18 protein-coding genes are annotated in these 22,361 nt (G+C 64.8%); 17 read left to right on the forward strand and 1 reads right to left on the reverse strand.

Features of this window, described 5'->3' with window-relative positions; all coding sequences use genetic code 11:
* Nucleotides 1-44: 44 nt before the first annotated feature.
* Nucleotides 45-1,052 (reverse strand): TerC family protein, encoded by a 1,008-nt coding sequence (locus NAV27_RS11555; RefSeq protein ID WP_102828302.1) that lies wholly within the window; start codon nt 1,050-1,052, stop codon nt 45-47.
* 435 nt (nt 1,053-1,487) lie between these two features.
* Between NAV27_RS11555 and NAV27_RS11560 the strand changes: the two genes are divergently transcribed.
* The 17 genes from NAV27_RS11560 (at nt 1,488) to NAV27_RS11640 (ending at nt 22,355) form a co-directional block, all read left to right on the forward strand.
* Nucleotides 1,488-2,234: an aspartate/glutamate racemase family protein gene (locus tag NAV27_RS11560; protein WP_102828301.1), complete on the forward strand. Its 747-nt coding sequence runs from the start codon at nt 1,488-1,490 to the stop codon at nt 2,232-2,234.
* A 27-nt stretch (nt 2,235-2,261) separates the two neighbouring features.
* Nucleotides 2,262-2,651 carry a nuclear transport factor 2 family protein gene (locus NAV27_RS11565; RefSeq protein ID WP_102828300.1) on the forward strand — a complete coding sequence of 130 codons (390 nt, stop codon included), beginning with the start codon at nt 2,262-2,264 and terminating at the stop codon, nt 2,649-2,651.
* 66 nt (nt 2,652-2,717) lie between these two features.
* Nucleotides 2,718-3,290: a hypothetical protein gene (locus NAV27_RS11570; RefSeq protein WP_102828299.1), complete on the forward strand. Its 573-nt coding sequence runs from the start codon at nt 2,718-2,720 to the stop codon at nt 3,288-3,290.
* A gap of 72 nt (nt 3,291-3,362) precedes the next feature.
* On the forward strand, nt 3,363-5,483 hold the full coding sequence (locus NAV27_RS11575; RefSeq protein ID WP_102828298.1) for an oxidoreductase: 2,121 nt from the start codon (nt 3,363-3,365) through the stop codon (nt 5,481-5,483).
* 35 nt (nt 5,484-5,518) lie between these two features.
* A complete protein-coding gene (locus NAV27_RS11580) occupies nt 5,519-7,597 on the forward strand; it encodes an oxidoreductase (RefSeq protein ID WP_102828297.1) in 2,079 nt (692 codons plus the stop codon).
* A gap of 106 nt (nt 7,598-7,703) precedes the next feature.
* Nucleotides 7,704-9,284: an FAD-binding oxidoreductase gene (locus NAV27_RS11585; RefSeq protein WP_180981421.1), complete on the forward strand. Its 1,581-nt coding sequence runs from the start codon at nt 7,704-7,706 to the stop codon at nt 9,282-9,284.
* Nucleotides 9,285-9,288: 4 nt separating this feature from the next.
* On the forward strand, nt 9,289-10,116 hold the full coding sequence (locus NAV27_RS11590; protein WP_102828295.1) for an alpha/beta fold hydrolase: 828 nt from the start codon (nt 9,289-9,291) through the stop codon (nt 10,114-10,116).
* 18 nt (nt 10,117-10,134) lie between these two features.
* On the forward strand, nt 10,135-11,313 hold the full coding sequence (locus NAV27_RS11595) for a class I SAM-dependent methyltransferase (RefSeq protein WP_102828294.1): 1,179 nt from the start codon (nt 10,135-10,137) through the stop codon (nt 11,311-11,313).
* Nucleotides 11,310-11,669 (forward strand): hypothetical protein, encoded by a 360-nt coding sequence (locus tag NAV27_RS11600; RefSeq protein WP_102828293.1) that lies wholly within the window; start codon nt 11,310-11,312, stop codon nt 11,667-11,669. Before NAV27_RS11595 ends, NAV27_RS11600 begins: the two co-directional genes overlap by 4 nt.
* Nucleotides 11,670-12,383: 714 nt before the next feature.
* Nucleotides 12,384-12,968 (forward strand): NADPH-dependent FMN reductase, encoded by a 585-nt coding sequence (locus NAV27_RS11605; protein ID WP_180981420.1) that lies wholly within the window; start codon nt 12,384-12,386, stop codon nt 12,966-12,968.
* A 28-nt stretch (nt 12,969-12,996) separates the two neighbouring features.
* Complete coding sequence (locus NAV27_RS11610; RefSeq protein ID WP_102828291.1) at nt 12,997-14,055, forward strand: LLM class flavin-dependent oxidoreductase; 1,059 nt, start codon at nt 12,997-12,999, stop codon at nt 14,053-14,055.
* 31 nt (nt 14,056-14,086) lie between these two features.
* Nucleotides 14,087-14,950 carry a DMT family transporter gene (locus tag NAV27_RS11615; RefSeq protein WP_102828290.1) on the forward strand — a complete coding sequence of 288 codons (864 nt, stop codon included), beginning with the start codon at nt 14,087-14,089 and terminating at the stop codon, nt 14,948-14,950.
* 225 nt (nt 14,951-15,175) lie between these two features.
* On the forward strand, nt 15,176-16,375 hold the full coding sequence (locus NAV27_RS11620; protein WP_102828289.1) for a CaiB/BaiF CoA transferase family protein: 1,200 nt from the start codon (nt 15,176-15,178) through the stop codon (nt 16,373-16,375).
* A 3-nt stretch (nt 16,376-16,378) separates the two neighbouring features.
* Nucleotides 16,379-17,302, forward strand: a complete 924-nt coding sequence (locus NAV27_RS11625) for a hydroxymethylglutaryl-CoA lyase (protein ID WP_102828288.1) — start codon at nt 16,379-16,381, stop codon at nt 17,300-17,302.
* The gene (locus NAV27_RS11630) at nt 17,295-18,281 is read left to right on the forward strand and encodes a WD40/YVTN/BNR-like repeat-containing protein (protein ID WP_102828287.1); all 987 of its coding nucleotides are present in this window, start codon (nt 17,295-17,297) and stop codon (nt 18,279-18,281) included. The genes NAV27_RS11625 and NAV27_RS11630 overlap by 8 nt, the downstream gene beginning before the upstream one ends.
* On the forward strand, nt 18,281-20,725 hold the full coding sequence (locus NAV27_RS11635) for an efflux RND transporter permease subunit (RefSeq protein ID WP_102828286.1): 2,445 nt from the start codon (nt 18,281-18,283) through the stop codon (nt 20,723-20,725). The genes NAV27_RS11630 and NAV27_RS11635 overlap by 1 nt, the downstream gene beginning before the upstream one ends.
* A complete protein-coding gene (locus NAV27_RS11640) occupies nt 20,700-22,355 on the forward strand; it encodes a DUF1302 family protein (protein ID WP_197931609.1) in 1,656 nt (551 codons plus the stop codon). The genes NAV27_RS11635 and NAV27_RS11640 overlap by 26 nt, the downstream gene beginning before the upstream one ends.
* Nucleotides 22,356-22,361 lie beyond the last annotated feature (6 nt).

Here is a 22,361-nt window from a genome sequence, read left to right on the forward strand (position 1 = left end):
GGCTAGTACACGCTCTCACCACGCGTTGTTGCCCGTCGCCGCGCTCAGCGCTCTCCTTCGTCAGCCGCCGTGCCACCGGGCTGCACGTTCCGGGTCTTGTACATCGACACGATGACGCCTCCGGCCAGCAATGCGACGGTCACGCTCAAGGAGATGACCGACGGAATCTTGCCGATGATGCCTACCAGGAAGATCTTCGCGCCGATGAATACCAGTACCAGCGCCAGTGCGTATTTCAGGTACGCAAAGCGATGGATCATCGCGGCGAGCGCAAAATAGAGCGCCCGAAGCCCGAGGATGGCGAAGATGTTCGACGTATAGACGATGAACGGATCCTGGGTAATGGCGAAAATCGCCGGGACGCTGTCGACCGCGAAGACCAGGTCGGCACACTCGATCAGGATCAGCGCGAGGAACAGCGGCGTCGCCCACAGTACGGGCTTGCCCGTCGCGTCGGGCTGACGCACGAAGAAGCGCTGCTCGTGCAGTGTGTTCGTGACCCGCAGATGCTTGCGCAGAAACCTGACCAGCAGGTTGCGCTCGAGATCCGGGTGATCATCAACCTTGCTGAACAGCATCTTCAGACCGGTCACGGCGAGGAAGAGCCCGAACACGTAGAGAATCCAGCTGAATTCGTGGATCAGGGTCGCGCCCAGACCGATCATCAACGCCCGCAGCACGAGCACGCCCATGATTCCCCAGAACAGCACCTTGTGCTGGTACTGCCGCGGAATCGCCAGGAAGCCAAAGATGGTGGCCATGAGAAAGACGTTGTCCATCGACAGCGATTTCTCGATGAGGAAGCCGGTCAGGTAATCCATGCTGGCATCGCTGCCCTTCTGGAAATACACCCACAGGCCGAACAGCAGACCGGCGCTGATGTAGCCCGCCGACAGCAGCAGGCTCTCGCGCACGCCGATTTCGTGATTGTCCCGGTGAAGGACTCCCAGATCGAAGGCGAGCAGCGACACCACAACGGCGATGAAAACCAGCCACAGCCAAGTGGCCGTGCCGAGAAATTCGGCAAGGAGAAACGGTTCTAGGGCAGTCATCGAGCCCCTCCTTTCAGTCATAGTCAAAACGACTGTGACTCCGACATCGCGGTACGAAACCGCCAGAGGGGCCCGGTGTCACCCCGCTACTCTAGTGAGGCGAAGCGTCACGCCACAAGCGCGAGGTATTGCGAAGTATTTCTCATGTTTTGCCACATTGGACGCCCTGAATCGGCGCTTACGGAGGGCACTTTTCGCTAGAGACAGGTCAGTATCAATCGATCGGCCACCCCTCCCCCGGAATCGGCGCCACGATCAGGAGGCACTTCGCAATCTGACGCACCGGTCACGCTGCGATTTCAACCTGCGCCGCTTCCTTTCAAATTGAAATCCGAAGAATTCAGAATTCACCTTTAAAATCAATAATTTAATAGTTGGCAGGCTCTTTGCTAATTCAGGTCAGAGGACCGTTGAATGAAATAGCGAGGAGCCGCAATGACGAATCGTATAAAAATCATCATCCCGATCCCTATGGATCAGGCTGCCGCGGCCAATCGGGCCAGCCAGCTTCCACCTCACTTGATTCTTCCCGGGTTTCACCCCGAGTTCGTACCGGTCGTCCGTGGGGCCTCGCTGGCCGACAGCCCCTACGACGTCCTGCTGATGGATTTCTCCGTGGTCGAGGCGGGTCTGCGCGCCGAGGAAGAAGGCTATGACGCAGTGTGCATCGACACCGTCAGCGACTCCGGCCTGGCTGCCCTGCGCTCGCGTCTGAATATCCCGGTGGTTGCACCCGGCATGTCGGCGTTTCACATGGCCTGCATGCTCGGCAAGAAATTCAGCGTGATCACCATGTGGGAACCGTGGTTCGCGCTCTACGAAAAGACCCTCACCGAATACCAGCTGTGGCCTCGCGTGGCCTCGATCCGTTCGATCAAGACGCGTCCGGACCTGAAGGAGCTACTGGGCGGCAAGGAAGAAGTGGTGTTCGCCAAGCTCGAAGCCGAAGCACGTCTGGCAATGGAGGAAGACGGCGCGGATGTCATCGTGCTGGGCTCGACCACCATGCACCAGTCCCACGCCTACCTCAGCGAGCGCCTGCCCATCCCGGTGATCAACCCCGGTCAGGTGGCCTACAAGCTCTGCGAGCTGATGCTGACCCTGGGCCTCAAGCCCAGCCGCAAGGCCTATCCGGCACCGGAAAACCCCAACGATGCCGCCTACCACGCGTTCACTCGCTGACAACAAGAACAAGAGAGGAAGGAAATCATGTCCCAGCTGACCCGTGACGAGCTGATCGAACTGGCCACCCAGAAGTACTTCGCCAACGTCGATCGCAAGGCGATGGAGCCAGTGCTCGACTGCTGCAACGAGGATGTGCAGTTCACCATCCAGACCGACAACCTGACGCACAGCGGCCATGCCGGGGTGCGCAAGATGTTCGAGAACCTGTTTTCCGGTTACGAGGAGATCTGGCACGGCGATTTCGAGGTTGCTGCCGACGAGCAGACCCAGACGGTCTGTGCGCGCTTCAACGTCTATCTCAAGGATCACCAGGGCAACGAAACGCGCCTGAAGAACTGCAATTTCTGGTACGTCGAGAACGGTCGCTTCAGCCGGGTGTTCGTCTTCATGAGCGGCGACAACGTGCTGCGCTGAGCCGCGGCCCCCACATAGCCTGATCGCTCACACGCGCAACCGGCCCGGTTGCGCCGAGGAATAACAATGTTCAGTGACCAGATGATCGTCTTGACCTACGTGATCCGCCACGACGCCGACCGGCGCGGGTACAACCCCTGGCTGCGCGGCGTCGACAACCCGTTCTTCAACTCCGTGTCGCAGATCGACCGGTACGAGAACTGGAAGCTCGCCGATGCCACCGGCGACCGCCCGCGCTGGACCCACTTCGACCTGCTGCACCCGGCCAAGGGTGTCGCGCCACAGGAGGTTTTCCACATTCCCGTGGTCGCGGAATTCGCCGCCAACTGGTCGCGACTCTGGGGCGTCGACCCGGCCGCCGCAGACCAGTCGGTGAACTACCAGATCCACATCCTCGAGCGGGTACGCCAGGGCAAGCGCGCGCGCGGCGGGCTGCTGGCGCTGATCGTCGACCCCGATCTGGAGCGGCTGCCGGCCGACGCCGAGCTCTGGCGCACGCGCAGCATGGTGGTGGGCGACAACCAGCTTGGCGAAGTCTTCGCCCTGCAGCCCCTGGCGCTGACCGATGGCCAGGCCGATGCCGGCTGGGGCCGCCAGGTGCTGGTCGGCGAATGCATCGCCAGCCCGAACTACCCGTGAAACCGCACCGACAGGCGTCACCCGACGCCTGCTTCGACTGACTTCCGCCCCAAGGCACAACGAGTAGCCGACATGACCGAGAACAACAAGAAACCGGGCGAAATCGCCTACCCGCATCTGTTTTCACCCCTGCGGATCAACTCCATCACCGTGCGCAACCGGCTGATGCAGACCGCGCATGCCAAGGGCTTTCATTCCGGCTCGGGGCTGACCAACAACCGCGACATCTACTACCAGGCTGAGCGCGCCAAGGGCGGTATCGGCCTGATCGTCACCGGCGCGCGCCACACCCATCCCAGCTCCACCGGCCCGAACCGCTCGCTGGCGCGTGGCAATCGCCCGGAGATCATCGAGCGCGACGCCGAGATGGTCCGCGCCGTGCACGCGTTCGGCGGCCACATCATCGCGCAGATCATCCATTTCGGCCCGCAGGGTCGCAGCGGCGCGCTGGACGATTACCGCGAACTGTGGGGACCGTCGACGATGAAGTCGCCGGCCTACAACGAATGGGCGCGGGAGATGACCCGCGAACAGATGCGCGAAGTCTCCGAGCACTTCGCCCAGACGGCGCTCAACTCCAAAGCCGCCGGCTTCGACGGCGTGGAACTGCACTACTCCCACGGCTACCTGCACCAGCAGTTTCTGTCCTTCGTCTACAACAAGCGCACCGACGAATACGGCGGCACGCTGGACAACATCGTCCGTTTCCCGATCGAGACCATGCAGGCCGTGCGCGATGCCGTGGGGCCGGATTTTGTCGTCGGCATTCGCATCTCGATGGATGAATGCACGGTGGGTGGCATGAAGGCCGATACCGCCATCGAGATGACCTGCAAGCTGGTGGAGACCGGGTTGATCGACTACGTCAGCGCGACCGCCGGAACCTACGCCGCCCACGCCGACCAGATTCCGCCTGGGGACTACGCCGAAGACTGGCTGGTGGAGGACGGCGCCCGTCTGCGCAAGGCGGTTCAGGCCATCCGCGACATCCCGGTGTTCATCGTCGGGCACATCGTCGATCCGAAGAAGGCCGAGGCACTGGTGGCCGAAGGCGCCGCCGACATGATCGCCATGACCCGCACACAGATCGCCGACCCGGCCTTCGCCAACAAGCTGCTCGAAGGTCGCGAGGACGAGATCAACCACTGCATCCGCTGCAACCAGGCCTGCATCGCCCGGCTGATGGCTGGCAACGCCATCTCCTGCGTGGTCAACCCCGCCGCCGGGCGCGAACAGCGCTTCGGCAGCCACACCATCGAGCCGGCCGCCGCGCCGGGTCGATGGCTGGTGGTGGGTGGCGGCCCGGCGGGCATGCGCGCGGCGCTGGAGCTGGCCAACCGCGGTCATGCGGTCGAGCTGGTAGAGGCATCGGAACGACTTGGCGGGCAAGTCAACCTGGCGGCCATGCTGCCACGTCGCCACAAGTTCGGCTTCATCCCCCGCGACCTGCAGCGGCAACTACACAAGGCGGGCGTGAACGTGCGCCTGAACACACGCATGACTGCCGACGAAATCGTCGCGCACGACGCCGACGGGGTCATCGTCGCCACCGGCTCCACGCCGCTGAAGACCGGTTTCACCTCCACCCGACCGGCTGTGGATCAGGTCCCCGGCATGCAACAGGCAAACGTGTTCAGCGTGGTCGAGGTGCTGGAGGGCAAGGCGCCGCTGGGCAGGTGCGTGGTGCTGTTCGACGAGGACGGCGGCCGCTATGCCCTGGGCACCGCCGAGTACCTGCTCGACCGCGGCCACGAGGTGCATCTGGTCAGCCGCTTCAACGCGCTGTCGCCGAATCTCGCGCTCACGCTCGATCTGCCGGTGAACTACCGGCATGTGTTCGCCAAGGGCCTGCGCTACACGCTCAACAGCTGGGTGCGCCGCATCGAGGGTGGTACTGCGCAGCTGTTCAACCTGTTCACCGACCAGGACGAAGCGCGGCTGCAGGCCGACAGCTTCGTGATCGCTGCCGGCCATCGTGCCAACGACACGCTGTACCACCAGCTGCTCGGGCGCGTGGAGCGGCTCTATTGCATCGGCGACGCTCGCCTGCCCCGCCCGCTGCAGGACAGCCTCTACGAAGCGATGCTGGCCGGACGCGAGCTGCTGGACGCCCCCAACCGCTTCATCGAGCAGGGCGAACTGGAGGGCTTCGACCTCCAGTGGCAAGAGACCCTGATCACGCGTGCTTCCTGAACACGCCGCCGACCTGACCTGACGAGGGAACAATCATGACTGTCGAACGCTATCCCAACCTGTTCCAGCCGTTGCAAATCGGCAACATCACCGTGCGCAACCGCATCATGCAGTCCGCCCACGCGATGTCGTTCAACTCGCCGGACGGCCTGACCAACGACCGCGACATCCACTACCACGCCGCCCGCGCGCGCGGCGGCATCGGCCTGATGATCACCGGCAACCGGCTGATCCACCCCACCTCGAACACCTTCTGCCGCGGCTACTCATACGGCTACCGGGAGGAGATGGTCGAGCGCGACCGGGCGCTGACCGACACCGTGCACCGCCTCGGCTCGCACATCTTCGCCCAGCTCAACCACTTCGGCGTGATGGGCGAAACCCACGCGATGGATGACTACCGGGTGCTGTGGTCGTCCTCCAACATCAAGTCGCCGGTGTTCGGCGAGATGGCCAAGGCGATGGAACGCAGCGACATGGACGAAATCGTCGAGGGCTGGGTGCGCTCGGCCGAGTACTCCAAGCTCGCCGGCTTCGATGGCGTCGAGGTGCACCTGGCGCACAGCTACCTGCTGCACCAGTTCATCTCGCCGCTGTTCAACAAGCGCGACGACGAATACGGCGGCAGCTTCGAGAATCGCATGCGCTTTCCGCTGGAGGTGATCCGTGCGGTGCGCGAGCGGGTCGGCCGCGATTTCATCGTCGGCATCCGCCTGTCGATGGACGAGATGGTCCCGGGCGGCATGGAGGTCAACGACTGGATCGAGGTGGCACGCACCGTCGAAGCCACCGGCGACATCGACTACATCATGGCTACCGCCGGGGTGTACCAGTCCGCCACCTACATCATGCCGCCGTACGACGTGCCCAACGGCTGGCTGGTCAATCCGGTCGCACGCTTGAAGCGCGCGGTGAACATCCCGGTATTCTGCGTCTCCGGCATCGGCAGCGCTGGCGAGGCCGAAGCCATCCTGGCGCGCGGCGATGCCGACATGGTCGCCATGACCCGCGCACAGATCGCCGACCCGGAATTCGCCAACAAGACCCGCGAAGGCCGCGAGGACGAGATCTACCACTGCCTGCGCTGCAATCAGGGCTGCGTCGGCCGGCTGTTCCAGGGCACGTCGATGACCTGCCAGATCAACCCGGCCACCGGTCGCGAAGAGGTATTCGGTCCGCAGACGCTGAAACCGGCCACCGCGCAGAAGCACTGGGTCGTGGTCGGCGGCGGGCCAGCCGGCATGAAGGCCGCGGAAGGGCTGGCCAAGCGCGGCCACCGCGTCACGTTGCTGGAGAAGTCCGGCGAGCTGGGCGGCCAGGTCAACTACGTGGTGCGCATGCCGCGGCGCGACTCCTTCGCCTGGATCACCGAAGACCTCAAGGTGCACATGACCAAGGCCGACGTCAGCGTGCGCCTGAACCACACGGCCACGGTCGAATCGGTGCAGGCCCTGGCACCGGACGGCGTCATCGTCGCCACCGGATCGCTGCCGGACCGCAGCGGCTATTCGGACATCAACCCGCTGGTCGAGCGGGTTCCCGGCATCGACGCCGACCACGTGTTCACCGCGCTGGATGTGCTGGACCACCCGGAGCGCCTGGGCAAGCGGGTGCTGGTGATCGACGACGAAGGCACCCGCTATTCCGCCGGCATCACCGAACTGCTGGTGGACAACGGCCACCAGGTGCATGTGCTGACGCGCTGGAACGCGCTGTTCCACAAGCTCGGCGTGACCCTGGACCAGCCCGTGATCTACGCCAACCTGTTCGCCCAGGGCCTGACCTACACGCTGAACGCCTGGGTCAACCAGATCCGCGGCGCGGATGTGGACATCTTCAACCTCTACACCGGGGACGAGGAAACCCTCGCCGGCTTCGACAGCATCGTCCTGTGCATCCGTCACCTGCCGCAGCAGCAGCTCTATTTCGACCTGAAGGCGGCGCTGCCCAACGTACACCGGGTCGGCGACTGCGTGACGCCCCGGCGCACGGACCACGCCATCTTCGAGGGCTTCCTGGCCGGCCGGGAAATCTTCGACAACTGGCAGCGCTACATCGAGCCGGGTTCCATCGAGCGCTTCAGCGGGCCGCTGGCGGACGACGCATTGGGCTGATCCTGGGGTCGTGTTGCCTGGAGCCAGGGAAGGCTCGCCTTTTTTGCACGAATCGAACGCCACGACCATGCGCGCCAGAACGAGCGCCCGCACAAGGAATTGGATCATGCTGGACAGCCACCACCTCCACGATCTGCGTGAGATCCTCGGCCAGGACGCCCTGCTGGCGGACGAACCCTCACGTCAGTATTTTTCCACCGACCTCAGCTTCCAGCCCGAGGCCATCGCCGGGGCCGTGCTCCAGCCCACCACGGTAGAGGCGCTGGCGCAGGCGGTCGCCTACTGCCACGAACAGAACATCGCCCTGGTGCCGCGCGGCGGCGGCATGTCCTACACCCGCGGCTATGTGCCGACCCGCGCGCGCAGCGTGATCGTCGACCTGCGCGGGCTCGATCGCATCCTGGAGATCAACGAGCAGGACATGTACGTGCGGGTGCAGACCGGCTGCACCTGGAGCGAACTCTACGAGGCGCTGAAGGCCAAGGGCCTGCGCACCCCCTACTACGGCCCGCTGTCAGGCATGTACGCCACCGTTGGCGGCGCGCTGTCGCAGAACAGCCTGTTTCACGGCTCGGGCATCCACCATACGGCGGCGGAGAGCTGCCTGGGCCTGAAGGTGATCCTCGCCGACGGTCAGGTGGTGCAGACCGGCTCCTCGGCCCATCTGCACAGCAACGGCTTCTACCGGCATTTCGGTCCCGATCTGACCGGCCTGTTCACCGCCGATACCGGTGCCTTCGGCCTGAAGGTCGAGGCCTGTCTGCGGCTGATCAAGATGCCCGCCGAAACCCTCTGCGCGTCTTACGGCTTCGAAACCCTGCAAGCCATGTTGCAGGCGCAGACGGCCATCGCCCGCGAGGGCATCGCCAGCGAGTGCTACGGTTTCGATCCGTTCTACAACGCCGGCTTCGAGGACAAGGGCTTCACCCTCGGCGAAGGCCTGTCGGTGCTGGCCGACGTGACAACCTCCAGCAAGAGCCTGCTCAGCGGCCTGAAGAATGCGGTGAAGATCGCCACCCAGGGCCGCAAGCTGCTGAGCAAGGTCAACTACTCGCTGCACATCGCGGTGGACGGCCCGACCCCGGAAGCCGTCGCCAGCATGCTGCTGATCGCCGAAACCATCGTCGGTGAAAATGGCGGCGCGCCGATCGGCAACGCCATTCCGCTGGCCTTCCGCTCCCAGCCCTTCGGCGGGGTACGCACCATCCTGCTGGGCAGCCGGGGCGAAGTGTGGATCCCGGTGCATGGCTTCTTCCCGCTGTCGCGCGCGGTGGATGCGGCGCTCACCACCGAGCGCTTCTTCGCCGAGAACGCCGAGCTGATGCAGCGCCACAACATCAAGTATTCGTACCTGACCTGCTTCTCCGGCGCTGAATTCGTCATCGAGCCCAGCCTGTACTGGTTCGATGAACTCGGGCAGTTCCGCCTCGACCTCATCGAACCGTCGTACCGCAAGGACTGGGGTGCCATCCCGGCCGACCCGGCAACCCGCGAGGTCGCCCTCGGGCTGCGCGAACGCCTGCGCGAGCTGTACTTCGAGCTGGGTGCCTGCCACCTGCAGCTGGGCAAGTACTACCCTTTCCAGCGCTCCATCGGCAACACCGGCACCCGCCAGTTGCTCGAGCAGATGAAGCGCACGGTGGATGCCAAGGGCCTGATGAACCCCGGCGCGCTGGGGCTGGAGTGAAGCCATGTCGACGGTGAAGAAAACCTACGTGGATGTGGCACACGGGCAGATTCATCTGCGCTACGTCGCCGGCCGGCAGACCGTGCCGACCGTCTTCCTGCACCAGACGGCCAGCTCCTCGGCCATGTACCAGGCGGTCATGGAGCAGCTCGGCGACCTCGCCCCGCTCTACGCCCTCGATACGCCGGGCTTCGGCGGGTCCTACCGGCCGCCGGTGGTTCCCACCACCGACTACTACGTCCGCACCCTGCTGGAAGCCATCGACGCGCTGGGCATCGAGCGCTTCAACCTGTTCGGCCATCACACGGGCGCGGCCCTGGCCTGCCAACTGGCGGCGCAGCACCCGCAACGGGTACGCCGGCTGGCGATGATCGGGCCGGTACAGCTCACCGAACAGGAGCGCAGTCTCTGGCGCGACAGCGCGGTGAAACCGCTGACCATTGACGATCATGCCACCCATCTGGCCGAGGTGTGGCAGCGCGTCACCCACCTCGACCAGCAACCGATCACCTATCCACCGTCGACGGCGCTGGCCACTCGCGAGGCCATCGACACCCTGATCGCCGGGGATCGCTGGCACGAGGCCTACGCGGCGGTATTCGCCCAGGACTTCCCTGCCTGGTTGGCGCAGGTCGATTGCCCGCTGCTGCTGATCTGCGGCGACGGCGATGTGCTTCACCCCTACTTCCAGCGCGCCTGCCAGGCGCGGCCGGACGCCGAAGTGCTGGAACTGGAAGCCGGGGCCTATGTGCTGGATCAGCAGCCGCAGTACATGGCGCAGGTGATCCGCACGTTCTTTCAACAGGCCGGGACACCGGCAACGACGGCTTGAACGACGAGGTGCAACGCGATGCAGACGATAAACGACACCACAACGCAATATCGGCACGACGTCCTGGTCGACATGACCCACGACGAGGAGGCGCGCCAGGAGTTCGTGCGCTCCTTCAAGCAGTACCTGGCGCTGCACGTCTCGCCCGGCAACCGCAAGGTCTACGAGGAAAAGGTCGAGCCGCAGCTGCAGGCCAAGGGCCAGGAGCCGAGCCTGGTGGACATCGAACGGCTGATGAAGCGCGAGGAGTACTACCGCTTCTGGAGCAGTCTGCAGCGCTGCAGCCAGGAAATGATGTGGAACTCGGTGCAGATTCCGGTCGAGCGGCAACTGCCCGGCCTGGTCGAGGCCGCCCGCGAGACCCGCGCCAAGCCGGAACTGGGCAGCCTGACGCTCAACCCCGAGCTGAAGATTCCCGACTACCACACCGCGATCGACATCCACTGCATGCCCGGCGGCTATCACTCCGAGTTCGGCACCGACGATGTTGCCGCCGGGGCCGTCTATGACCGCGCCGTGTACATCTACTCGATGGGCCGCATGGGACCGTTCAACGACGATATCGGCGCCTCCACCGCCAAGTGGCTGAAGGAAAACCACCCGGAGTTCAAGCCACAGCGCATCCTCGACCTGGGCTGCACGGTGGGCCACTCCACCCTGGCCTGGGCCGAGTACTACCCCGAGGCCGAACTGTACGCCATCGACGTCGGCGCGCCGGTGCTGCGCTATGCCCATGCGCGTGCCGAATCCCTCGGGGTCAAGGTGCACTTCATCCAGATGAACGCCGAGCAGCTGGATTTCCCCGACGGCCACTTCGACGTGGTCAACGGCAGCATTCTGATCCACGAAACCTCGAAGAAGGCGGCGCGCAACATCTTCCGCGAGTGCTATCGCGTGCTGCGTGACGGCGGCGTGATGCTCCACGGCGAGACGCCGCCCTACAAGGACCTGCCACCCTACGATGCCTTCATGCTCGACTGGGATACCCGCAACAACAACGAGCCGTTCTGGCGCGGCAGCCACCTGATCGACCCTGTCACCGACTGCAGCGCAGCCGGTTTCGCCCGCGACAAGGTGTTCGAAATCCTCGCGCCCAGTGCATTCGAATCGAAGCTGAGCCAGCGCTACACCCACGTGTTTCAGGGCGGCGATTTCGGCGGCGGCGGTCAGTGGTACGTCTATGGAGCCTGGAAATGACAGCACAATCCCCTTACAGCCTGCCGAGGAAGGCCAAGGGCGCACGCCCGTATTTCTTCGATGACCCCGCGGTGGACAAGCTGCTGGCGATGCTCATGGGGCTGGCTGGCGAGGTATCGGTCCTCGCCGACCGCGTGGACAGCCTAGAGCGCCTGCTGGTGGCGCAGGGCACGCTAGCCGGAGACGCCGTCGAGCACTACGTCGCCGACGCAGCGGTACGCGAGGCACGGGACGCCCGGCGCGAACAGATGCTGCGCAATGTGTTGCGCATCATCGCGCAGGATCACGAGGCCCCAGACGCGGGCAAGCCCAACGATGCGGCATACCTGGCGGCGGTGGAACAGGTAGAACAGTAAACGTCGCGCACACGACAGGCCGCCCGCTGGGCGGCCTTTTCATAGGTGACGTTCTCGACGAGGCGAAAAATTACGTTTTGCTTCCAGGCGATTGGCGAGTCGCTTGAGCGCTTGGTTTCGCCCTGCTGGGCGAGCTCCTTTTGGCAGTCGCCCCAAAAGGAACCAAAAAGTCTTGCTCCTCCATCCGGCCCTGCGCTGCGCGCAGGGTTCGTTCGTTCCATCGTCGCTCCGAGGGTCGTCGTACAAGGGCCGTCCTTGGCCCTTTACGACTCTCGCCGCATCCATGCGGCTCGCCCCTCTGCGCAACGATTCCACTCACCCTTCTGAAAGGGGCGGTTGGTGCCGCCTGACAGACCGTGCAGAGAAAAAGCAAAGCGAGAGCCAAAGCCAAGCACAGCGCAGCGCAGCGCAGCGCAGCGCAACCGGCTTCTCGATCTTCCAGGCGACTCGGACCCCGATCCCGTCAGGAGTCCGAGTGGAGGTGTCGCGTAGGGGGATGCGAGGCATGGACGCCGAGCGAGGAGCGAAGGACGGGGCCGCCTAGGCAGGGACGTCGTCCGGGCACCTACGCACCCATTGCAAGTTGAACGAAATTTTCCAAAGCGAACCGCAACCCCACCCCGAACACCGCAGAACCCCCAGCAACCAGGGGCCCCAGACAATTGGCTCACTAATTGCTCCATGCAGCATGAGCAAAACCGCAAGGAACCACCCATGCCGTTGCCCCAGATCCTGATCGTGTCCGGCAGCCATTCGCCCGACAGCCAGTCGGCCCGCCTGGCCGACTATCTGCGCCAGCGCCTGCAAGCGCTGGAGATCGCCGAGGAGGTCGCCCTGCACGACCTGGGCGGCGCGCCCCTGCCGCTCTGGCAGGAAGGCGTGCCCTACCCGTTCGCCGAGCAGGCCGCCAGCGCCGAGGCGCTGATCCTGATCTCGCCAGAGTGGCACGGCATGGCGACGCCCGCGTTGAAGAACTGGTTTCTGTACATGGACCTCGCCTGGCTGGCGCACAAGCCAGTGCTGCTGTGCGGCGTGTCCGGTGGCGCCGGCGGGCTCTATCCGGTGCTGGAGCTGCGCAGCTACTCGTTCAAGAATTTCCGCCCGTGCTACCTGCCCGACCACCTGATCGTCCGCGACGTGCAGGCGGTGCTGCGCAGCGACGAGGCGAACCCGGAGGTAACCCGCTGCCGGCAGCGCATCGACCACACGCTGCAGCTGCTACAGGCCTACATCAGCGGCTTCGACCACATCCGCCGCGCCCTGCCGGAACCGGTCGCGGCCTTCCGCTACGGCCTTTGAACCCACCGCCACGCAAGCGAGGACTGTCATGAAGTTCGGAATCTTCCTTCCCAACGGTAGCAACGGCTACATCCCGTCCAAGGGCAGCCCGGTCTACCTGCCCACCTTCGAGCACAACAAGCAGATCACCCTGGAGGCGGAACGCCAGGGCCTGGACTTCGTGCTCTCGATGATGAAGTTCAAGGGCTTTGGCGGCGAAACCGGCTACTGGGATTCATGCCTGGAGACCTTCACCCTGATGGCCGGTTTGGCCGCCGTCACCGAGCGCATCGGCCTGTTCCCCACCGTCACCGTGCTTGCCCGGCATCCGGCGGTGGTCGCGCGCATGGTGGCGACCATCGACGACATCAGCGGCGGGCGCTGCGGGCTCAACGTGGTGACCGGCTGGAACCGCCCCGAATACACGCAGATGGGGGTCTGGCCGGGTGACGACTATTACGGTCGTCGCTACGAGTACGCCGCCGACTACCTGACCCTGGTGAAGAAGTTCTGGACCGAGCCCTCGGTGACCTACAAGAGCCCCTTCTTCGAGGTGCTGGATTGCGTGGTCAACCCGCGCCCAAGCCGACAGATTCCCATCGTCTGCGCCGGCCAGTCGCCTGCAGGGCTGGCGTTCACCGCCCGGCATGGCGATCACAGTTTCATCATGGCGGAGAAGCCGGCACTCGCCGCGGCCTGCGAGCAGATGCGCGAGGAAGCAGCCAAGGCCGGGCGGCAGGTGGGCATCTACGCGCTGTTCCAACTGGTGCTGGCCCCAACCGATGCCGAGGCGCGCGCGCAGTGCGAAGCCATCGTCGCCGGTGCCGACCAGGGCGCCATCGCCAACATCCTCGCCAGCGCCGCGCTGGACTCCAACCCGGGCGGCACCGCGAACCGCATGCTCAGCGGCCTGCAGCGCAGTTTCGAGGACGGCAACCTGGCCTTCATGGGCATGCCGGTGATCCACGGCTCGCCGGCCACGGTAGCCAGCAAGATCGATGACATCGCGGCGCAAACCGGGGTGGACGGCATCCTGTTCAGCATCCCCGACTTCGTGCCGAGCATCCGCCTGTTCGGCGAGCAGGTCATGCCGAAGCTGACCTGCTAGCGCGCGCCGCTTCCCCGGCAGAAGGATCGCCATGTCCATCCAGCTACTGTTCGGCGCGGCCCTCGCGCCGATGCTTTGGGGCACCACCTACTGGCTGACCACCGAGGTGCTGTGGACCGACCGGCCGCTGACCACGGCGCTGATCCGGCTGTTGCTGCCCGGTCTGCTGCTGGTTGCCGCGCTGCGCTACCGGCCGCAGCCGGGGCAATGGAAGCCGCTGCTGCTGATCAGCCTGCCGAGCATGGCGCTGACCCATGCCTGCCTGTTCTACGCCGCCTCGCGCCTGGCCGGGCCGTTGGCGGCACTGCTGGTATCGACCCAGCCGCTGCTGGTGTGGGGTCTGGCCTGGCTGCTGTTTCGCCAGCGCACCAGCCGGCTGATCAGCGCCGGCGCGCTGCTGGGTTTTTGCGGCATGCTGCTGGTGCTGGTCGCGCCCAGTCGGATGCACTGGGACCTGCCGGCCGCCGCCGCGGCGCTGGCGGCCTCGGCGAGCATGGGCACCGGCACCTTGCTGATGAAACGCTGGAAACTGGACATCCCCGCCCTGCCCTACGTCGGCTGGCAACTCACGCTGGGCGGGCTGATGCTGCTGCCGCTGGCCGCCTGGCTGGAGTTTCCGCTGCCGCTGCCAAATGCCCGCGAGATCGCCGGCTACGGCTTCCTCACCCTGTTCGGCACCCTGCTGCCTTATCTGCTGTGGTTCCGCGCCCTCCCGCGCCTGGACCCGGTGCAGCTTTCGGTCTACCTGCTGCTCAGCCCGCTGACCGCCATCTGCCTCGGCTACCTGTTGCTGGACCAGACGCTGACGCCGCTGCAACTCGCCGGTGCGCTGATCGTCTTCGCCGGCATCCTGCTCAGCCAGCGACCAGCCACGACGCCCGCCTCCTCCCGCTGATCGACGGCTTGCGCGGCGCCTCGTCAGGCCAGTCCGCGAAAGCCTTTCACCACTGTGAAACCCCGCCTTTCAAGTTGAAAAACAGCGCAGCTCGGCGCGGCTGAGCGACCGCTGCACGCGGCAAATAAATCTTTAACTATCAATAAGATAGAAAAACTTCGCGAAGTTGGCAGCGCAATTGCAAAGGTCTGGTCGTGGCTCCAATGCACTTATAAGAGAAACAATATGAGCAAGCCTTTAGAAGGGATAAGGGTCATCGATCTGACCCACATGCTGTCCGGTCCGTATGCAGGCATGATCCTGGCCGACCTTGGTGCCGACACGATCAAGGTGGAGCCGCTGGCAGGCGAAGGTACCCGCGCCCTGCTGGCCAAGGACCCAAACAATTCACTGCACGGCATGGGGGCGTACTTCCTCACCCTCAACCGCAACAAGAAAAGCATCTGCATCGACCTCAAGAGCGAATCCGGTCTGGAGCTGTTCTACGACCTGGTCCGCACCGCCGACGTGGTACTCGACAACTTCAGCGCCGGGGTGACGACCAAGCTGAAGATCGACTTCGCGCGCCTTAAGGCCATCAACCCGCGCATCGTCACCTGCTCGGTCACCGGCTTCGGCCAGGACGGCCCCAACTACCAGCGCCCGGCCTTCGACCAGGTGGTGCAGGGCATCGGCGGCGGCATGTCGATCACCGGCGAGAATGCCGACAAGCCCACCCGGGCCGGCATTCCGATCGGCGATCTGGGCGGCGGCATGTTCGCCGTCATGGGCGTGCTCGCCGCGCTGCAGGCGCGCAACGCCAAGGGCCACGGCCAGCACGTCGATATCTCGATGCTGGACTGCCAAATCAGCATGCTCAACTACATGGCCACCATGTACTTCCTCAGCGGCCAGAACCCCACGCCGCTGGGCAACGGCCACTTCGTCCATGTGCCGTACAACACCTTCAAGACCCAGGACGGCTTCCTCATCGTCGCGGTGATCTTCGACAGCTTCTGGGACAACCTGGTCAACCTGCTCGACATCGAGGCGCTCAAGGACCCGAAGTTCAAGGCCCAGCCCGAACGCCTGGCCAACAAGGTGCTGATCGAAGGCATCCTCAACGAGGTCTTCGCCACCCAGACCACCGACCACTGGGTCGCCCTGCTGAGTTCGGTGCGCGTGCCCTGTGCCCCGGTGAACAACTTCGGCCAGGCGCTGAGCGATCCGCAGATCCTCTACCGCCGCATGGTGGTCGAGATCGAGCACCCCGAGGGCGGCAAGGTCAACGCGCCGGGCAATCCGATCAAGCTTTCGGTGGACGGCGACGACCACTTCAGCCCGCCGCCCCTGCTCGGCCAGCACACCGACGAAGTGCTCAAGACCCTGCTCGGCTACGACGACGCACGCATCGCGCAGTTGCGCGCCAGCAAGGTGGTGAGGTGAGCCATGAGCGAGCGCATCGTCGTCAATGAAGTCGGCCCGCGCGACGGGCTGCAGAGCCAGGGCAAGACCCTCACCGTCGAGCAGCGCCTGGAAATGATCCAGGCCCTGCTGGCCACCGGCATTCGCAGCATCGAAGTCGGCAGTTTCGTGTCGCCCAAGGCGGTGCCGCAGATGGCCGGCACCGACGCGCTGTTCGCCCGCCTGCCGATGCCCGATCAGGTGGCGTATTCGGCGCTGATCCCCAACGCCAAGGGCTACGAGCTGGCGCGGGCCGCAGGTGCTCGTTCAGTGGCTGTGGTGCTGTCGGCCACCGAGACCATGAACCAGCGCAACATCCGCATGAGTCTCGACGAGACCACCGCCGTATGCCTGGAGCTGATGCAGCAGGCGCGACGCGACGGCCTCGAGGCGCGTGCCTACGTCGCGGTCGCCTTCGAGTGCCCGTTCGAGGGCGTCACCCCGGCCGAGCGCGTGATCGCCCTCACCCAGCGGCTTTTCGACGCCGGCGCGGACAAGGTCATCATCGCCGACACCATCGGCGCAGCCCATCCGACCAGCGTGCGCGGCGTGCTCGAACCGCTGCGTTCCATGGGCCTGCAGGAGCGACTGTCCTGCCACTTCCACGACACCCGCGGCATGGCGCTGGCCAACGTGCTGGCCTCGCTCGACGCTGGCGTGCGCGAGTTCGACAGCTCCATCGGCGGCCTTGGCGGCTGCCCGTTCTCACCAGGAGCGACTGGCAACCTGGCCACCGAGGACCTGGTGCTGATGCTCAACGCCATGGGCCTGGACACCGGGATCGACAGCCTGGCGCTGGTGGACGCGGTGCAGCAGGGGCAGGCACTGACCGAAACCCCGCTCGGCGGCCACAGCTTCCGCTGGCTGCAGCGCCAGCATCAGGCACATCGGGAGGCAACGCATGCTTAAGTCCAGTCTCAGCTGGGCCGGGCGGTTGTCGCCCTGGCTCATCATCGGGGGGCTGTCCTATGCGGCCCTGTTCGTTCAGCCGACGGTCAATCCGCATCCGCTGGACCAGCCGCTGCTGGAAACCCGTGATGCGTTCTTCGATGCCGAAGTGCTGGGCCAGCACTGGTGGGCAGTCGGCCAGAACGGCGCGCTGCTGGAGTCGTCCGACGACGGCCAGAGCTGGCAACGTGCCGAGGTCCCCGGCCGCGACAACCTGCAAGGCATCGCCAGCTCGCCGGATGGCCGCGTGGTAGTGGTTGGCAACCAGGGCCGCGCGTGGGTCCGTCAGGCTGACGGCAGCTGGCAGCAACAGCAGCTGCTGGGCGAGGACTCGGTGGCCAAGCTGCTCGACGTGTCGTTCATCGACGGTCACTTCTGGGCGGTCGGCGAGATGGGCAGCCTGCTGCGCGCCGATGCCGACCTCAGCCAGTGGCAAGCGCTGAGCATCGATGAGGACGTAACCCTCAACAGCATCCGCGCCGGCGCCAACGGCGATCTGTGGATCGCCGCCGAGTTCGGCCGCCTGCTGCACAGCGTCGATCACGGCGAGAGCTGGCAGGTGCAAGAGCTGAGCAGCGAAAGCCTGCGTGCGGTGCACTTCAACGGCAACACCGGCGTCGCCGTCGGCAACCGCGGCGGCGTGTACCTCAGCGAGAACGGCGGCCAGGACTGGCGCGAGCTGCCGCCGTTCACCGAGGAACACCTCTACGACGTGGCCTTCCACGAGCAACGCTGGATCGCCACCGGCGACCGCGGCGCGCTCTACCAGACCCGCAATGCCGTGCCCGACCAGGGCTGGCAGCGCTGGAGCCCGGCCAGCCTGGACAAGAGCTACCACAGCCGCCTGGTCAATACCGACCGCGGCGTGCTGCTGGTCGGCAAGCAGGTCGGCCTGCTCGAAGCGCAAGACCTTCGGCTGCTGATCAAGGAGACCCCGTGATGAATAGCGTCAAGAGCTATACCGCGCGTCTGGCCGCCTGGTCCATTCGCAATCGCGTCATGGTCTGCGTGGCCATCGCGCTGGCCACCGTGGCCTTCGCCGCTTCACTGGGCGGCCTGGACATCCGCACCCGCTTCAGCGACATGGTGCCCCACGACCATCCGTACGTGCAGGTGCACCGCAAGTACCAGGACAGCTTCGCGGCCAGCAACCGCGTCACCATCCTGGTCAAGGCGCGCGAGGGGGAAATCTTCGAGCGCGACATCCTCGAGGAAATCCGCCGCATCACCTACGACCTGCAGAAGGTCGAGGGCGTCAACCCGATGCAGATCACCTCGCTGGCGTCGAAGAAGCTCAAGCGCGTCAACGCCTCCAGCGAGGGCATCGAGACGCAGCCGATGATGTGGCCGAACGTGCCGCAGACCCGGGATGAGATCAACGAGCTGCGCCAGGCGGTGCTGAACAACCCGATGGTGTACGGCCTCTACGTGGACCGCGAGCTGAGTTCGGCACTGATCCAGGTGGACTTCTACGACCACCTGGTGGACTACGGCAAGATCTTCCCGCAGATCCAGACGCTGCTCGATGCCTCGCAGGTGCAGGATCAGGTCACGCTGCATCTGGTGGGCGAGCCGATCCTCTATGGCTGGGTGGCGCACTACCTCGGCGAGACCGTCAGTCTGTCGCTGCTGTCGCTGGGCGCGATGCTGGTGCTGCTGTTCGTCTTCAGCCGCACCTGGCGCGGCACCATCCTGCCATTGCTGGCCGGCCTGGTTTCGGCGATCTGGGCGCTGGGCATCGGCAACCTGCTGGGCTTCAACTTCGACCCGCTGGTGATCGTGGTGGCCTTCATCATCACCGCCCGGGCGCTGTCGCACTCGGTGCAGATGATCACCCGCTTCGACGACCTGACGCTGGGCGGTGAACACGTCGATCCGCGGCGCGCCGCCGAGCAGACCATGAAGGAGCTGTGGCGGCCGAGCATGCTGGGGCTGTATGCCGACGCGGGCGCGATCCTGTGCGTGATCCTCACGCCCATCCCGCTGCTGCAGAAGGTCGCCATCGTCGGTGCGGTGTGGGTGATGACCATCACTGTGTCGGCGGTGTTCCTCACCCCGGCGCTGCTGTCGTTCATCAAGCGTCCGCAGGGTTACGCCCACCCGTTCAACCTGGACGGCTTCATGCGCGCCATTCTGGCCGGTGCCAAGTGGGTGGTGCGCAGCCGTACCCGCTACTACATCGCGCCACTGGTGATCCTGCTGATGGCCGGGCTGGTGTTCGAGGCCACCCGGCTGACCATCGGCGATGCCAGCGATGGTTCGCCAATCCTCTGGCAGGACTCGTCCTTCAACCAGGACAGCGCGCTGATCAACCGCCTGTACCCCGGCTCCGAGCAGATGTTCGTGGTGATCGAGGGCCAGGAGCTGGACTCGCTGAAAACGCCGCAGGTGCTCGACTGGATGCTGCGCTTCTCGCGCTACATGGAACGCCAGGAGGAGATCGGCGGCGCCATTTCGCTGGCCGACATCGTGGTCGACATCCGCCGCAACCTCTACGAAGGCAACCCGCGCTTCCGTGAACTGGGCGGCAGCCAGGTAGAGAACGGCGAGCTGATCAGCTTCTACATGCAGGGCGCCGACCCGGGCGATCTGGCGCAGTTCAGCGACGTGCACTTCAAGAACGGCGCCGTCACCCTGTTCTTCCGCGACCACAAGGGTGACACCCTGCGCAAGGCCACCCACTACGCCAAGGAATTCATCGCCGAGAACCCCATCGAGGGTGCCGAGGTGAAGCTGGTCGGTGGCGTGCTCGGCATCATCGCGGCGGTCAACGAGATTCTCCTCAGCGACCAGATCGAGGCGGTGGCTCTGGCCTTCCTCGTGGTGGTGCTGTGCTGCCTGGTTGTGTACCGCTCTTCGGTCAGCGGGGTGTTCTTCATCATCCCGGTGGCGATCTCCAACGTCGTCACCTTCGCCTTCATGGCCTGGCAGGACATCGGCATGAGCATCAGCACGCTGCCGGTGGTGGCCCTGGGGATCGGCCTGGGCGTGGACTACGCCTTCTACATCGTCGACTCCATGAAGGAGTACCTGGAGAAGCACCCCGACGCCGCTCCGCTGGATGCCGTGCTGCAATCGCTCGGCTCGGCCGGCCGCGGCGTGCTGCTGACGGCCTTCACCCTGGCCGCCGGCGTGCTGTTCTGGTCCTTCTCCTCCCTTCGTTTCCAAGCAGAGATGGGCATGCTGATCGGGCTCTGGCTCATGGTTTCGGCACTCACCTCCCTGTTTGTCATGCCTTCGCTGGCGCTGGTGTTCAAGCCGAAATTCATCTTCGAACACAGCACACCGAAAAAAGCCCAGTCCACCGGGCGCGCGCTAAACCTCGAGCACAATGGAGCGGCTGATAATGAAAAAAAGAATGAAGCACTTAACCCCGTTAGCTAGCGCCGTGATGTTGGCGGCCGGTGTGCACGGGCCGGCAATGGCACAGGACGGTTTCTTCGACAACTGGGAAGTCAGCGGCTACGCGCGCATGCACCTGTCCTGGAACCTCGAGAATCCCTACCTGATGGATGGCGAGGATCCGAACGGCCTGGTCGGCGCGGACCGCAAGGGCAACTACCGCTACGACATGTCGATGGCGCGCAGCATCCTCAAGCTCAACCTGTTCAAGGACTTCGGCGACTCGCAGTTCTTCGTCTCCGGTCGACTGAACCGCGAGTACGAGACCGACTACCTGGAAGACCTTCAGGAGGTGATGGACCAGAACGCACGCTCCGACCTGTTCAGCAACCGCAGCAAGTCGCAGGTCGATCTGATGGACGACGTCTACAACAGCGAAGAGCTGCGCGAGCTGTGGTGGCAGACGAACGTCACCCCGACCACCACGCTGAAGCTGGGCAAGCAGCAGGTGGTCTGGGGCGAGACCGACTTCTTCCAGTCGCTGGATGTGATCCACGGCTACGACCAGCGCATCCGCTCGTTCCTCGAGCCGGAGAACGAGGACGTGCGCAAGCCGCTGTGGATGGTCAACCTGCAGGAGGAATTCAACCAGCTCGGCGGTACCCTGCAGCTGATCTTCATCCCCGGCCAGCTCAACGGCGCGTATGACCGCGGCAACAGCTTCGACCTGGATGGCGGCCGCTGGGCCAACAACCCGAACAAGGGCATCACCTTCCGCACCGCCACCTTCGGCGCCGACGTGCCGTACAACTTCGACCACAAGGATGCCGACATGGACGATCCGTCCTACGGTCTGCGCTGGAAGTCGATGCTCGGCGACTGGGAATACTCGCTGGCCTGGTTCCACGGCCCGTCGGTCAACCCGGTGATCAACCCCAACCCGAACAACCCGCTGGGTGTCGGCGACGCCGCCAGCGGCGCGCAGTTCGGCGGCGCGTACAAGGGTGAATACAACTCGGCCGCGGATACCACCGTGGGCGAGCTGATCTACCCGTTCGTCAACGTGTTCGGTTTCTCGGCGAACCGCTACATGGAGTCCATCGACTCGGTGTTCTCCACCGAGCTCTCCTACATCCCCGACTCGCCGTACAACTACGGCCTGCAGGCAGGCGAAGCCGGCGGCTGTGCGTTCTTCCCGGGCTTCTGCGGCATCAAGGAGAAGGACGTGGTCAAGACCATGCTGCGCCTGGACAAGCAGGTCGCGCTGCAGCACTTCCTCGGCACCAGCCGGCCGTCGTTCCTCTCGGTGCAGCTGTTCAACACCTGGATCACCGACTACGACCGCGACGACGAACTGGTCAACTCCGCCGGCTTCAGCGGCCGTACCAAGGAGTTTTCCACCATCGCCACCGCGATCCTGGCCATGAACTACGACAACGACCGGATCAACCCGAGTCTGGCCGTGGGTACGGACATGACCTACGGCGGCGCGTTCGTGATTCCGGCCGTGGAGTTCGCCTACGGCGACCACTGGCGGATTCGTGCCGAGGCCGACATCTTCTTCGATGACGAGAGCCAGGACCGTGCCCTGCAAGGCTTCAACAACACCAACCTGTTCGGCTACTTCAACGGCAACGACCAGCTGTCGTTGCGCGTGACTTACAACTTCTAAGACCAG

The organism is Stutzerimonas degradans, assembly GCF_024448505.1.
In the GTDB taxonomy this organism is placed as follows: Bacteria; Pseudomonadota; Gammaproteobacteria; order Pseudomonadales; family Pseudomonadaceae; genus Stutzerimonas; species Stutzerimonas degradans.